The organism is Bradyrhizobium sp. CIAT3101 (assembly GCF_029714945.1).
Taxonomy (GTDB): domain Bacteria; phylum Pseudomonadota; class Alphaproteobacteria; order Rhizobiales; family Xanthobacteraceae; genus Bradyrhizobium.
On the sequence record NZ_CP121634.1, the window covers coordinates 6,475,563 to 6,489,563 of the forward strand.

The 14,001-nt window shown below is 64.8% G+C and carries 14 protein-coding genes; 10 read left to right on the forward strand and 4 right to left on the reverse strand.

From position 1 onward, the window contains the following. Window positions 1–40: 40 nt before the first annotated feature. Window positions 41–1,459, forward strand: coding sequence for an amidase family protein (locus QA645_RS30500; protein ID WP_283045032.1), 1,419 nt, complete (start codon window positions 41–43; stop codon window positions 1,457–1,459). Window positions 1,460–1,565: 106 nt separating this feature from the next. Here the strand turns inward: QA645_RS30500 and QA645_RS30505 are convergent, their stop codons facing one another. The 3 genes from QA645_RS30505 to QA645_RS30515 all read right to left on the reverse strand — a co-directional run bounded on the left by QA645_RS30505 (window position 1,566) and on the right by QA645_RS30515 (window position 4,198). Then, window positions 1,566–1,778, reverse strand: coding sequence for a hypothetical protein (locus tag QA645_RS30505; protein ID WP_283045033.1), 213 nt, complete (start codon window positions 1,776–1,778; stop codon window positions 1,566–1,568). A 120-nt stretch (window positions 1,779–1,898) separates the two neighbouring features. Beyond that, a complete protein-coding gene (locus QA645_RS30510; RefSeq protein WP_283045034.1) occupies window positions 1,899–3,008 on the reverse strand; it encodes an amino acid ABC transporter permease in 1,110 nt (369 codons plus the stop codon). 2 nt (window positions 3,009–3,010) lie between these two features. Next, a complete protein-coding gene (locus tag QA645_RS30515) occupies window positions 3,011–4,198 on the reverse strand; it encodes an ABC transporter permease subunit (protein WP_283045035.1) in 1,188 nt (395 codons plus the stop codon). A gap of 87 nt (window positions 4,199–4,285) precedes the next feature. Between QA645_RS30515 and QA645_RS30520 the strand changes: the two genes are divergently transcribed. From QA645_RS30520 to QA645_RS30535, 4 genes are all read left to right on the forward strand, one after another. Next, complete coding sequence (locus QA645_RS30520) at window positions 4,286–5,158, forward strand: MurR/RpiR family transcriptional regulator (RefSeq protein ID WP_254130007.1); 873 nt, start codon at window positions 4,286–4,288, stop codon at window positions 5,156–5,158. Between the two features lie 3 nt (window positions 5,159–5,161). Then, entirely contained in the window at window positions 5,162–6,511 is a 1,350-nt protein-coding gene (locus tag QA645_RS30525; RefSeq protein WP_283045036.1) for an aspartate aminotransferase family protein, read from the forward strand. Window positions 6,512–6,523: 12 nt separating this feature from the next. Further along, complete coding sequence (locus QA645_RS30530) at window positions 6,524–7,537, forward strand: amino acid ABC transporter substrate-binding protein (protein ID WP_254130005.1); 1,014 nt, start codon at window positions 6,524–6,526, stop codon at window positions 7,535–7,537. A gap of 238 nt (window positions 7,538–7,775) precedes the next feature. Then, a complete protein-coding gene (locus tag QA645_RS30535; RefSeq protein WP_283045037.1) occupies window positions 7,776–8,414 on the forward strand; it encodes an aspartate/glutamate racemase family protein in 639 nt (212 codons plus the stop codon). On the opposite strand, the gene QA645_RS30540 is transcribed toward QA645_RS30535, so the two are convergent. Beyond that, window positions 8,411–9,058, reverse strand: coding sequence for a TetR/AcrR family transcriptional regulator (locus tag QA645_RS30540; protein ID WP_283045038.1), 648 nt, complete (start codon window positions 9,056–9,058; stop codon window positions 8,411–8,413). The genes QA645_RS30535 and QA645_RS30540 overlap by 4 nt on opposite strands. A 155-nt stretch (window positions 9,059–9,213) precedes the next feature. On the opposite strand from QA645_RS30540, the gene QA645_RS30545 reads away from it, so the two are divergent. From QA645_RS30545 to QA645_RS30565, 5 genes are all read left to right on the forward strand, one after another. Next, window positions 9,214–9,423, forward strand: a complete 210-nt coding sequence (locus QA645_RS30545; RefSeq protein ID WP_148774408.1) for a ferredoxin — start codon at window positions 9,214–9,216, stop codon at window positions 9,421–9,423. A gap of 71 nt (window positions 9,424–9,494) precedes the next feature. Beyond that, entirely contained in the window at window positions 9,495–10,715 is a 1,221-nt protein-coding gene (locus tag QA645_RS30550) for a cytochrome P450 (RefSeq protein ID WP_283045039.1), read from the forward strand. 33 nt (window positions 10,716–10,748) lie between these two features. Next, entirely contained in the window at window positions 10,749–12,071 is a 1,323-nt protein-coding gene (locus tag QA645_RS30555) for an MFS transporter (protein WP_283045040.1), read from the forward strand. Between the two features lie 18 nt (window positions 12,072–12,089). Next, window positions 12,090–12,749 (forward strand): sulfite oxidase-like oxidoreductase, encoded by a 660-nt coding sequence (locus QA645_RS30560; RefSeq protein WP_254129999.1) that lies wholly within the window; start codon window positions 12,090–12,092, stop codon window positions 12,747–12,749. Window positions 12,750–12,775: 26 nt separating this feature from the next. Next, window positions 12,776–13,999: a bifunctional alpha/beta hydrolase/OsmC family protein gene (locus tag QA645_RS30565; protein WP_283045041.1), complete on the forward strand. Its 1,224-nt coding sequence runs from the start codon at window positions 12,776–12,778 to the stop codon at window positions 13,997–13,999. The last annotated feature ends 2 nt before the right edge of the window (window positions 14,000–14,001 follow it).

The following is a 14,001-nucleotide window of genomic DNA, read 5'->3' on the forward strand; positions in this document are numbered from 1 at the left end:
CTGTCGAAGCGAACCAAGAGTAGCCTTAGGAGCAAAATAGTTGTCTCAAGACCTGATCCGCGAAACCGCCTGCACCGTCGTCGACAAGCTGCGCTCCGGCGACGTTTCGCCCCTCGAGCTGCTCGACGTGGTGGAGAAGCGCATCGGCGAGGTCGACGGCAAGGTCAACGCGCTGCCGACACTGTGCTTCGATCGCGCGCGGACCAATGCGAAAGCGCTGATGCAGAAGCCGGCCGGTGCGCGCGGGCTGCTCGCGGGTCTGCCGCTGCCGATCAAGGACCTGACCGACGTCGCCGGCGTGTTGAACACCCAGGGCTCGCCGATCTTCAAGGATAACATTTCCGCGACGTCCGACCTCATGGTCGAGAATCTCGAGGCCAATGGCGCGGTCGTCTACGCAAAATCCAACACGCCGGAATTCGGCGCCGGCGCCAACACCTTCAACGAGGTGTTCGGTGCGACGCTCAATCCCTGGGACACGTCCAGGTCGGCGGCCGGCTCTTCCGGCGGCGCAGCGGTGGCGCTCGCGACCGGTATGGCCTGGCTCGCGCAGGGCTCCGACATGGGCGGCTCCTTGCGCAGCCCCGCAGCCTTCTGCGGCGTCGTCGGCATGCGGCCGAGCATCGGCCGCGTCGCGCATACCCCGAAATCGGGTATCGACCGCAATCTCGGCGTGGTCGGTCCGATGGCGCGCAATGTCAAGGATCTCGCATTGCTGCTCGACGCCATGAGCGGCGACTTTGCGGACGATCCGCTGTCGCTGCCGGCGCCCACGACCTCCTTCCTGTCGGCGGCACAGTCGGGCAGGAAGCCCAAGCGCATCGCCTATTCGCCCGATCTCGGCATCACGCCGGTTGATCCCGAGGTCAAGGCGATCACGCGCAAGGCGGCGGAACGCTTCGCGGAGGCCGGCGCCATCGTCGAGGAGGCGCATCCCGACTGGCGCGAAGCGCACGAATGCTTCCACGTGCTGCGCGCCTTCGACTTCGCGATCACCAAGGCCAATCTGCTGCGCACCAAGCGCGACCTGCTCAAGCCCGAGGTGATCTGGAACATCGAGGAGGGCCTCAAGCTCTCGGTCGAGCAGCTCGCTCGTGCCGAAGCCCAGCGCGTCGGCATGACCGCACGCGCGATCGAGTTCTTCAAGACCTACGATTTGCTGCTGACGCCGACAACGATCGTGCCGCCCTTCCCGATCGAGAATCGTTATGTCGCGGAATGCGCCGGCAAGAGGTTCGAGAACTACGTCGAATGGCTCGGCATCGTCTACGCCATCACGCTGGCCTGCTGCCCATCACTGTCGCTGCCCTGCGGCTTCACGGCTTCCGGTTTGCCGGTCGGCGTGCAGGTCGTCGGCGCGCCGCGCGCGGATGCGCAGGTGCTCGCCGGCGCGAAGGTGCTGGAGGATATTCTGGGCCTGCGCGGGCAGACGCCGATCGACCCGAAGATCAGGGCATGATGCGGGCCGCGCCGGGGGACCTTAGCTGTCCCCCGGTGCCGGCACATTCACCATCAGGCCGTCTCTGCGCGGCCCGTTACCAAGGCCTCGGCGTCCCGGTCAGATCTTAATCGTTGGCTTTCGGACCGCCGTGATACTGATGCGCGTCGTAGCCCTCATCCTCCGTCATAGCCGCGTGGGCCATGAAGCCCGGATGGGGCTGTGACATCCGGGCGGTCGCTTCCGACGCCATGGATGCGTGATGCGCCACGTCGCGGGCAGCGGCAGCGGAGCAGAGCGCGACCAGAATGGCCGACGCAGCAAGAACAGATTTCATCATGATTTGACGTGCCTCGTGTTGAAGCCCACCAGCAAATTAAAGGTGGAGTTCGTCACGTAGGATTCCCAGTCTGGATCTGGGCTCCTGCTATAGGCGCGGCATAAACGTCGGGCTCCCGGTTTACCTCGAGGCGGATTGGGCCTCCAGGCCGCGGCTATAGCGCGACATCGCGAAGCAGAACACGAAATAGATCGCGGCGACGAAGATGTAGACCTCGACCGAAAACTGTTGCCAGGCCGGATCGATGATCGCGGTCTTGGCGGTCGTCAGCAGATCGAAGATGCCGATGATCAGCACCAGGCTGGTGTCCTTGAAGAATGCGATGAAGGTGTTGACCAGCGGCGGAATGACGTGGCGGATCGCCTGCGGAAGCACGACCAGCCGGTGCTTCCGCCAATAGGACAGCCCCAACGCATCGGCCGCTTCGTATTGCCCGCGCGGCACGGCCTGGAGGCCACCACGGATCACTTCGGCAAGATAGGCGCCCGCAAACAGAATGATCGCGATCTGCGCGCGCAACAGCTTGTCGATGTTGAATCCGCTGGGCATGAACAGCGGAAACATCACGCTCGCCATGAACAGAAGGCTCACCAGCGGCACGCCGCGGATCAGTTCGACATAGAGCACGCTCAGCGAGCGGATCGCCGGCAGCTTTGAGCGTCGACCGAGCGCGACCAGAATGCCGAGCGGGAAGCCGAACGCCAATCCGAACGTCGCCAGGATCAGCGTCACCGGCAGCCCGCCCCAGCGGTCCTGCGAGACGAAGGACAGCCCGAACACGCCGCCCCACATCAGGACGCTGATCAGCGCCAGCGCGCCGATCCAGAGGTAAGCCAATTCCCGCCGCCATAGCGCGCGGCGCGTCGAGAGAAAGAACAGCGCAATGAACAGCACGACGGACAGCGCCGGCCGCCATTGCTCGTCGAACGGATAGGTGCCGAACAGGATGAAGCGGTACTTCTCGGGAATGATGGCCCAGCAGGCGCCGAGGCCGCGCACGGCCTTGCAGGCGCTGGAATCGTTGGCCGGCGCGAACCAGACCGCGTTCGCGATGCCCCACTGCACGAAGCTGATCACGCCTTTCGCCAGCACTGCCAGCAGAACGACCGTCAGAATGCCGTTGGGGATCGACGAGAACAGATTGGTGCGCAGCCAGCGCAGCACCGGATTGCCGATTTGCGGGCGCCGGGCGGCACGCGGCAGGTCGGGCATGTCAGTGATCGCCGTCATGCTCAGCGCTCCGCCAGCGCGATGCGCGCATTGTACCAGTTCATGAAGAAGCTGATGCCGAGACTGATGGTGAGGAAGACGGCCATGATCAGCGAGATCGCCTCGATCGCCTGCCCGGTCTGGTTCAGCGTGGTGTTGGCGATCGAGACCACGTCCTGATAGCCGATCGCAACCGCGAGCGAGGAGTTCTTGGTCAGGTTGAGATACTGGCTGGTCATCGGCGGCACGATCACGCGCAGCGCCTGCGGCAGGATGATCTGCCGCAGCATGAAGCTGCGGCGCAGGCCGAGCGCACTGGCGGCATCCCACTGCCCGCGCGGCACCGACTGGATGCCGCTGCGCACGATCTCGGCGATGAAGGCCGAGGTGTAAGTGACGAGCGCGATCAGCAGCGCGAAATATTCCGGCGCGAGCGTCAAACCACCGACGAAGTTGAAGCCGCGCAGCTGGGGCCATTCGATCGTCCAGGACACGCGAAGCGCCACCGATACGGCCGTCGGCAGGGCGAGGATGAGGCCAACCGCAAACGGCCAGGCCGGCCGCGGCTTGCCGTCCCGCATCTGTTGCGCGATCAGCCATCGCCTGATCAGAAGGAACGCGGCGAGCCCGAGCGCGGCCGTGCCGAGCACCCAGAGCTGCGGCGAGCCCACCGGGATCGCCGGCAGGATCAGGCCGCGATTGGACAGGAAAATGCCGTCGACCGGCCGCCACGCGGCGCGCGCCGCCGGCAGCGCCTGCATCAGCACGTACCAGAACAATAGCTGAAGCAGCAGCGGAATGTCGCGCAGGACTTCCACATAGACGGCGGCAAGCCGCGACAGCAGCCAGTTCGCCGACAACCGCGAGATCCCGATCAGTGTCCCCAGAATGGTCGCAAGCACGATGCCGATCACAGCGACACGCAGGGTGTTGGCGATGCCGACAACGAAGGCCCAGAGGTAGCTGTCCCTCGGACTGTAGGCGAGCAGGCTGTCGGCAATCGGCATGCCCGCTTCGCGGCCGAGAAATGCAAAGCCGGTGGTGATGCGGCGCGCCGAGAGGTTGGTGACCGTGTTGGACCAGAGGAAGACGATGACGGCAACCGCGATGCCGACCACCAGCACCTGCCAGAACAGGCCCTTCAGTTCGTTCGGCCCGAGCGCGCCGAAAAAGCTGCGGCGCGGCGGCGGCCTGGGGTCATCTGAGGTCACGGCACAAAAATCCTTCCTGAAAACAGCGATTTCCGGCGGCGCGCGTCAACTGTTGCACCAATTCAAGAACCGTGCAACAAATGTTTCATGGCCGAGCCCGCAAAATCCTCGCCCCTGAGCGAACTGCGCATTGCGTTGCCATCGCTCCCCCTGCGCTTGCAGGAGGTCGGGCGTTTTGTCGCGGCCAACGATTACGATGCCACCACCCGTTCGATGCGCGACCTCGCGGCCGAGGCCGGTGCCGATCCCGCCGCATTCACGCGCCTTGCCAAGGCGATCGGCTATTCCGGCTGGGACGCATTGCGCGCTGCGCTGACCGAGGCACGGCGGCCGTCGCAGATCTCGCCTTTTTCGGCGCGCGCCAAAGGCCGCCGCCACGGCCCGAACGCGGACGTCACGCTCATCACCGACAAGCTCGAGGCCGAGGCCGCGGGTCTGCCGCGCATCTCCGCCCACGCGATCGCGGACGCGGCCCGCACGCTGCACGATGCAAAGCGGATCTGGATCACCGGCTATCGCAGCTGCCGCAGCGTCGCGGAATTGCTCAACTACGAGCTCCGGCTATTCCGGCCCGAACAGGTGCAGATCGTAGGCAGCTCCGGCCCTGACGATCTCGATCTCGGCGCCTTCCGCCCCGGCGAGGCCGTGATCGTCATCGGCTTCATGCCCTATACCAATGCCAGCGTCCGGGTCGCGCAAGCCGCCTATCGCGCCGGCGCAACGCTGATCGCGATCGCCGACAGCGTGGCCGCGCCGATGGCCGAGGGGGCCGACCACGTTCTGCTGTTCGAAGCGGCCTCCTCGCCCGGCTTCTTTCCGAGCCTCACCGGCGCGCTCGCGATCGCGCAGTCGCTCGCCGCAGTGACGTTCTCACTGGGCGGCAGCGCCGCCAAGAAGCGGCTCCAGGACACCGAGGCACGGCTCGCCACGGCTTCCACCTACGTTTCAGAGAAAGGTTGATCCATGAGCACCCGAACCAGCCGCGTGCTGCACCGCTCGTTGCGTGAGACTCCGCCCAAGGCGATCGGCGGCGAAGGCGTCTATCTGTTTGCCGAGGACGGCCGCCGCGTCATCGACGCCTCCGGCGGCGCGGCGGTGTCCTGCCTCGGGCATCAGCATCCCCGCGTGATCGCGGCAATGGCGAAGCAGGCTTCGACGCTCGCCTATGCACACACCGCCTTCTTCTCCTCCGAGCCGGCCGAGCGGCTTGCCGAAACGCTGGTTGGCCACGAGCCCGGCGGCCTCGCCTACGCCTATTTCGTCAGCGGCGGATCGGAGGCGATCGAAGCCAGCATCAAGCTCGCACGACAATATTTCATCGAACGCGGCGAGCCGCAGCGGCAGCATTTCATCGCGCGGCGGCAGAGCTATCACGGCAACACGCTCGGCGCGCTCGCCGCCGGCGGCAACGCCTGGCGCCGCGCGCCCTACGCACCGCTGCTCTCGGCCGCATTCAGCCACGTGACGCCGGCGTTTGCCTATCATGAAAAGCACGACGGCGAGTCCGACGCGCAATTCGTGGCGCGCCTCGCCGCGGAGCTCGAAGCCGAGTTCCAGCGGCTTGGCCCCAACACCGTCGCGGCGTTCCTCGCCGAGCCGGTCGTTGGCGCCACCGCCGGTGCGGTGACGGCACCGGACGGCTACTTCAAGGCCGTGCGAGAGATCTGCGACCGGCACGGCGCGCTTCTCATCCTCGATGAGGTCATGTGCGGCATGGGCCGCACCGGCACGACGCATGCATGGCAACAAGAAGGCGTCGCCCCCGATATCCAGGCGATCGCAAAGGGTCTCGGCGGCGGTTACCAGCCGATCGGCGCCATGCTTGCGAGCGGCAAGATCATCGACACCATCCGTTCGGGCTCGGGCGCGTTCCAGCACGGTCACACCTATCTCGCGCACCCCCTCGCCTGCGCGGCTGCGCTTGCGGTGCAGGACGTGATCCGGGAGGACAATCTGCTCGAGCAGATCAAGCAGCGCGGCAAGCAGCTCGAGCATCGGCTGACCGAGCGCTTCGGCAATCACCGCCATGTCGGAGATATCAGGGGCCGCGGGCTGTTCTGGGCGATCGAGCTCGTCGCTGATCGTGCCAGCCGCACCTCGTTCGACCCGGCGCTCAAGCTTAACCAGAAAATCAAGACGGAAGCCTTTGCCAATGGGCTCGGCTGCTATCCGGGCGGCGGCACCGTGGACGGCGTCCGTGGCGACCATGTGCTGCTGGCGCCGCCCTATATCGCTTCGGCAGACGAGATCGATCAGATCGTCGACAAGCTCGGCACGGCCGTCGACAACGTGTTGCGTAGTGTCAATCACTGAGGGGAGAGTATCATGATGAGGAACGTGGTTATCGCAGCGGGCGTGCTCGCGGCATCGACGATTGCGGCGTCGGCGGCAACGCTCGACACGGTCAAGAGCCGCGGCACACTGGTGTGCGGCGTCAGCGCAGGCTTTGCCGGCTTCTCAGCGCCGGACTCGCAAGGCAATTACAAGGGCCTCGACGTCGATTATTGCCGCGCGCTCGCGGCCGGCGTGCTCGGTGATCCCAACAAGGTGCGTTACGTCTCGTTGACCGCGCAGAACCGTTTCACTGCGCTGCAATCGGGTGAGATCGACGTGCTCTACCGCAACTCCACGCAGACTTATCTGCGCGGCGTCACGCTGGGCCTGCGGCAGGGACCGATCAACTTCTACGACGGCCAGGGCTTCGTCGTGAAGAAGGACCTCGGCGTGAAGGAGCTGAAGGACCTCAAGGGCGCCACCGTCTGCGTCGCGCAGGGCACGACCCATGAGGTCACGCTGGGCGATTACGGCCGCGCCAACGGCATCGACTGGAAGCCGCTGGTATTCGACCGCGTCGACACCATGTACCAGACATTCTTCGGCGGCCGCTGCGATGCCATGACCCAGGACGCCTCCGCGCTCGCCGGCGCCGTGACGACCGCCGCACCGAACCCGGCCGATTACGTCGTGCTGCCAACGACCATCAGCAAGGAGCCGCTCGGACCCTTCACCCGCAATGGTGACGAAGTCTGGAGCGACATCATCACCTGGCTGCATTACGGCCTGATCGAGGCCGAGGAGCTTGGCGTCACCCAGGCCAATGTCGACGAAATGACGAAGTCGCAGACCCCCGCGATCCAGCGCCTGCTCGGCGCCTCCGGCGATCTCGGGTCGCGGCTCGGTCTCGACAACAAATGGCTGGTCACGGCGCTCAAGGCCACCGGCAATTACGGCGAGATCTACGAGCGCAATGTCGGCAAGGCGAGCCCGCTCAAACTCGAGCGCGGCCTCAACGGCCTCTGGAGCAAGGGCGGCTTGATGTACGCCGTGCCGTTCAAGTAAACGATGCTTCACCTCTCCCCGCTTGCGGGGAGAGGTCGGATTGCCCCGGCGATGCGAAGCATCGTCCGGCAGCAATCCGGGTGAGGGGCAGCCTCCGCGCATCCAACTCTCACCGTCCTCGCGGAGACTCCCCCTCACCGTAGCCGATGCGTCGCATCGGCGTTCTTGTTCACCAACGGCGGCTGCAGGCCGCCTATGCCCTCTCCCCGCAAGCGGGGCGAGGGAGAAGAGACATCCCATGCGCATCGCCCTGATCCACGCCCTCAAGCACTCCATTGCCCCGATCGAGGCGGCGTTCGCGCAGGCGTGGCCGGAGGCCCGGCTGATGAACCTGCTCGACGACAGCCTGTCGGCGGATCTCGCGCGCGACGGCAAGCTCAACGATGCCATGACCAAGCGCTTTCTTGCGCTCGGCGATTATGCGGCCGCGACCGGCGCGAATGCGATCCTGTTCACCTGCTCGGCCTTCGGCCCCTGCATCGAGGCCGTCTCGCGGGCGCATGCGCCGATGCCGGTCCTGAAGCCAAACGAAGCCATGATCGAACGGGCCGTGACGATGGGCAAGAAGATCGGCCTGCTCTCGACCTTTCCGCCGACGCTGGTTTCGATGCCGCCGGAGTTTCCGGCCTCCGTCCACATCGTGCCAAAGCTTGCCGACGGCGCGCTGGCCGCACTCGACCGCGGCGATCGCGCCACGCATGACCGGCTGATCGTCGAGGCGTCAAAGGGCCTTCGCGATTGCGACGTCATCGCGCTGGCGCAATTCAGCATCGCGGCAACCGCGCCGCTCGTCGCGCAAGCGACCGGCCGCCCCGTCGTGACGACGCCGGACAGCGCGGTCGAAAAGCTGATGAAGCTGCTGAAAGCGAACGCTTAAGCGCCGGCCTTCTTGCGACGCTGCGCGTCCTTGATCGCGACGGCGAGCGCAGCCTTGGTCTCGTTCACGAAATCCTCGACCAGTTCCTCGCGCGTGGCGTGGGCCGCCTCGCCGGTGAACAGACCCTGCTCGGCCAGCATCACCACGCCGTGCAGCGCGGCCCAGATCTTGAGGGCCTGCCGCTCGCGCAAATAGCCGACCGCAGGCGCTTCCAGTGCTTCGATGACCAGCGCAAACGTCTCGCGGGTGGCCTCGTGCAGCTCGCTGTCCTTGGCTGCGCAGGACACCGTGCGCGAGGCAAACATCAACCGATAGATGCCGTTGCGGCGCAGGCCGAAATCGAGCGTCGCCTGCGCCAGCCGCGACAGCTTTGATTGCTTCGACGGCTTCGCCATCGCCTCCCGAAGAAGCGCGGTGAGCTGCCGGAACGCCTCCGCCGTCACTGCGGCGAGCAATGCCTCGCGGTCGGCAAAATGACGGTACGGCGCCGGTTGCGACACACCGAGCTGCTTGGCCAGCGCCTTGATGCTGATCGCTTCCGCCCCGCCCTGCTCCGCCTCGCGTAACGCAGCCTTGATCAAGGCGTCGCGGAGATCGCCATGGTGGTAGGTATTCTCGGGCTTGCGAGCGAGTTGTGAACGCATGTTACGGCGGAGCCTATAAGTTTGCGCTTGACAGGGGAAGCCTGTCGCGAATGTAATAGCATATAACTTAGAATAAGCGGCAAATGTCGCAGACAACATTGACAAGAGGAACGCGCCGGCCTTCGGGCCACGCGCATACGACCGAGGGAGCCGCAATGGCAGAACGACTCAGAGTTCACGTCGATCCCGACAAATGCCAGGGCCACGCGCGTTGCAAGGCGTTGGCGCCAGAGCTGTTCGAGCTCGACGAATACGGCAATGCCCATGAGGCCGGAGACGGCACGGTTCCACCGGGCCTCGAAGACAAGGCCTGGCTTGCCAAATCCAACTGCCCGGAAATCGCGATCGATGTGATCGAGGAGTAGCGCGGCCTGCCCGCGTTCCCCGTGCCTTCAGCGAACACGAGCCCCAAGAAACATTCGAGGGATTTTTTGTCATGTCCGACGTGAGCGAGCCCACAGCCCATCCGCCCGTGACCGACTGGGTCAACGATTTCGACCACACCGATCCGCAATGGACGGATGATCCCTTCCCGATCTGGGAAGAGCTGCGCGCCGCGAGCCCTGTCGTGCATACCGATCGCTTCCTCGGCTGCTATATGCCGACGACCTATGAGGCCGTGCGCGAGATCGCCAACGACACCGAGCATTTTTCGTCGCGCCGCATCATCGTCCGCGACGTCCGACCCGAGGTCGCCAGGAATGCGGCACCGCCGATCACCTCCGACCCGCCCGTGCACAAGCCGGCCAAGCAATTGCTGCTGCCTCCCTTCACCCCGGATGCGATGAAGAAGCTCGAGCCGCGGATGCGCGCGATCTGCAACGAGCTGATCGACGGGTTCATCGCCGACGGCAAGGTCGATGCCGCAGCGCAATACAGCAAATACATCCCGGTTCAGGCCATCGCGCACATGCTCGGCATTCCCGAGAGCGACAGCGATCTCTTCATCAACTGGATCCACATGATCCTGGAGCTTGGGATCAAGGACGAGAACAAGCTGCTCCAGGCCGTGCAGGAGATGAGCGCCTATTTCAGGACGCATATCGAGGAGCGGAGGTCGAAGCCGACTGACGACCTGATCTCATATTTGATGAATGCCAAGGACAAGGAAGGCCAGCCGCTGGAGGAGTCGCACGTGCTGGGCTCGCTGCGGCTGCTCCTGATTGCCGGCATCGACACGACCTGGAGCGCGATCGGCTCCTCGCTCTGGCATCTCGCCCGGACACCGGCCGACCGCGAGCGCTTGGTCGCCGAGCCTGGGTTGATCCCGATCGCCGTGGAGGAACTGCTGCGGGCCTATTCGCCGGTGACCATGGCGCGCGAGGTGGTCAAGGAGACCACCGTCTCGGGCTGCCCGGTCAAAGCGGGCAACATGGTGCTGCTGTCCTTCCCGGCCGCCAATCGCGACCCGAAGATGTTTCCGGATGCTGACAAGGTCGTGATCGACCGGCGGGAGAACCGCCACGCCGCCTTCGGCCTCGGCATCCACCGCTGCGTCGGTTCCAATCTGGCGCGGATGGAGATGCAGGTGGCGCTGGAGGAATGGCTGAAGCGGATTCCGGACTTCCGGCTCGACCCGGCAGGCACCGTGACCTGGTCGCAGGGCACGGTCAGGGGCCCCCGCCAGTTGCCATTTTTGCTTGGAAAGGCGATGTAGGCTCCCAGACAAAGGATTTCTGGGAGGCCGGACGTGACAGAGCAAGCAATCAAACCGGCCTCCGACCACATCGACATCGCCGACGCCGAGCGCCGGATCAAGGCGATCCTGATCGGCTCGATCGGCAATCTCGTCGAATGGTACGACTTCTACGCCTATACGGCGTTCGCGCTCTATTTCGCTCCGGCGTTCTTCCCGGGCAGCGATCCCGTCGTCCAGCAGTTGAATGTCGCCGTGGTGTTCGCGGCGACCTTCCTGATGCGTCCTCTGGGCGGCTGGTTGTTCGGCTACATCGCCGACCATTTCGGCCGACGCATCTCGCTGACGCTGTCGGTCGTCTTCATGTGCTTCGGCTCGCTGATCATCGCGCTGACGCCGACCTATGCGACGATCGGCTTTGCCGCACCGGTGATCCTGGCGCTGGCCCGCGTGATCGAGGGTCTGAGCCTCGGCGGCGAGTACGGCGCCAGCGCCACCTACCTCAGCGAGGTCGCCGACCCCAAGCATCGCGGCTTCTATTCGAGCTTCCAGTACGTGACCCTGATCGGCGGCCAGCTCACCGCGATCATCGTGCTATTGCTCCTGCAAAAGGTCTTCCTCACGCCCGACGAACTGAAGGCCTGGGGCTGGCGTATCCCGTTCGCGATCGGCGCCGCGCTCGCGATCTTCGCCGCCGTGATGCGGCGCAATCTGCAGGAGACCGAGGCGTTCGAGGAAGCCAAGAAGGTGGTCAAGCCGACCGGCTCGATCACCAATCTGCTGCGCTATCCGCGCGAACTGCTCCTCGTGGTCGGCCTCACCGCCGGCGGCACCGCGGCGTTCTACACCTTCACAACCTACATGCAGACCTTCGTGAAACTTTCGGTCGGGCTGACCGAGGATCAGACCACCTTCGTGATCTTCGGCTCTCTGATCTTCGCGACCATCCTGCAGCCGATCTATGGCGCAATCTCCGACAAGATCGGCCGCAAGCCGCTGTTGATCTTCTTCGGCGTCGCCGGCTCGCTCGCGACCGTGCCCCTTCTGATGACGTTGAAGGAGACCAAGTCGCCCTTCATGGCCTTCATCCTGATCTGCGCCGCCTGGCTGTTCGTCGCCGGCTACACCTCGATCAATGCAGTCGTGAAGGCCGAGCTGTTCCCGACCAATGTCCGCGCGCTCGGTGTCGGCCTGCCCTACGCGATCACCGTCTCGATCTTCGGCGGCACGGCGCCGGCGATCGCGCTCTATTTCAAGAGCATCGGACACGAAGAGTGGTTCTACTATTATCTCGCCGGCGTCATCTTCCTGTCGCTGATCATCTATTCCACCATGCGCGACACCAAGCATGCCTCCGCGATGCATCGCCACGAGTAGCCGATCTACGAGCAGATCATGGTCGACGAGACGCCACCCGACAGCAAGCTGACGCGCACCAAGGCGAAATGGGCGCGCGAGGGTCGCTTTCTCACGGGCAAAGTCACACGGCCTGAGGACCAGCGGCTACCGCCCGGCCAGCATCTGACGAAAGATTGGCCGGTGCTCGATCTCGGCGTGTTGCCGCCGGTTTCGCGCGAGCGCTGGCGGCTCGATGTCTATGGCGCGATCGAGACTCCGATATTCTGGACCTATGCCGAGTTCGCCGCGCAGAAGCAGGCGCAATTTACGTCCGATATCCATTGCGTGACGACCTGGTCGCGTTACGACAATGAATGGGAAGGGCTCGCGACCCGCGAGCTGCTGGCAGCCTGCCAGCCGCGCGACGATGCGCGCTTCGTTGTGCTGCATTCCTATGACGGTTACACCACCAACCTCGCGCTTGAGGACTTTGCCGCCGAGGACGCGTTGCTCGCCCATAGCTGGTCGGGCCAGCCGCTGTCCGACGAGCATGGCGGCCCGGTGCGGCTTGTCGTGCCGCATCTCTATTTCTGGAAGAGCGCAAAGTGGCTCCAGGCCATCGAATTCGTCACTGAGGATGCACCGGGCTTCTGGGAAGTGCGCGGCTATCATAACCGCGGCGATCCCTGGGCCGAGCAGCGCTATTCGGCCGACTAAGGTCAAGCAACGACAAGGGGGAGCCCATGCCGACGGAACGCTTCCAATTCACCGGCGAAGGCGGCCATCAACTCGCGGCCGCGCTGGAGCTGCCGGACGGCGAGCCGGCCGCATACGCGCTGTTCGCGCATTGCTTCACCTGCGGCAAGGACACGCTCGCGGCCAAGCGCATCTCGGTTGCGCTCGCCACCAAGGGTATCGCCGTGCTGCGCTTCGATTTCACCGGGCTCGGCTCCAGTGAAGGCGAGTTTGCCAATTCGACCTTCTCCTCCAACGTCGCCGATCTCGTGCATGCGGCCGATCATCTCCGTACGAAGCGGAAGGCGCCAACGCTCCTGATCGGGCACAGCCTGGGCGGCGCAGCGATCCTGGCGGCGGCCGGAAAGGTTCCCGAGGCCAAGGCTGTCGTAACCATCGCTGCGCCATCGGATCCGGCCCACGTTACCGGACTTTTCAAAGAGCATATTGAAAACATCCGCGCACAGGGTGAGGTCGAAGTCTCGCTCGCAGGGCGGCCGTTCCGGATCAAACGCGAATTTCTCGACGACATCGCCGAGCACGAGCTGATGACTGATATCACCGGCCTGCACAAGGCGCTGCTCATCATGCAATCACCTGTCGACGACACCGTCGGCATCGACAATGCAACGAAGATTTTCGTGGCAGCGAAGCATCCCAAGAGCTTCGTCTCGCTCGACCATGCCGATCATCTGCTCACCAAACCAGCCGACGCGCTCTACGCAGCCGATGTGATTGCGGCCTGGGCGAGCCGCTACATCGACGCGACAACTCCTGCAAAGACGACGGATGCCGCGGATCAGCCGCGGAGGGTGGTGGTGCAGGAGACCCGCAGGAGCAAGTTCAACCAGCTCGTCACGATCGGCCCGCATCATCTTGTGGCGGACGAGCCGGTCGCCGCCGGCGGCGAGGATGCCGGTCCCGGCCCCTATGACTTCCTGCTCGCCGGCCTCGGCGCCTGCACCTCCATGACCATGCGCCTCTATGCCGACCGCAAATCGCTGCCGCTCGACCGCGTCACCGTCACGCTGAAGCATTCGAAGATTTACGCCAAGGACTGCGCGGAGTGCGAGACGCAGGACGGCATGCTCGACCAGATCGAGCGCGACATCGCGATCGACGGCGCGCTCGATGCCGAGCAGCGCAAGAAACTGATGGAGATTGCCGACAAGTGCCCCGTGCACCGGACGCTGACCTCGGAGATCCGCATCGTGACCAAGGCCGTAGACTAGGA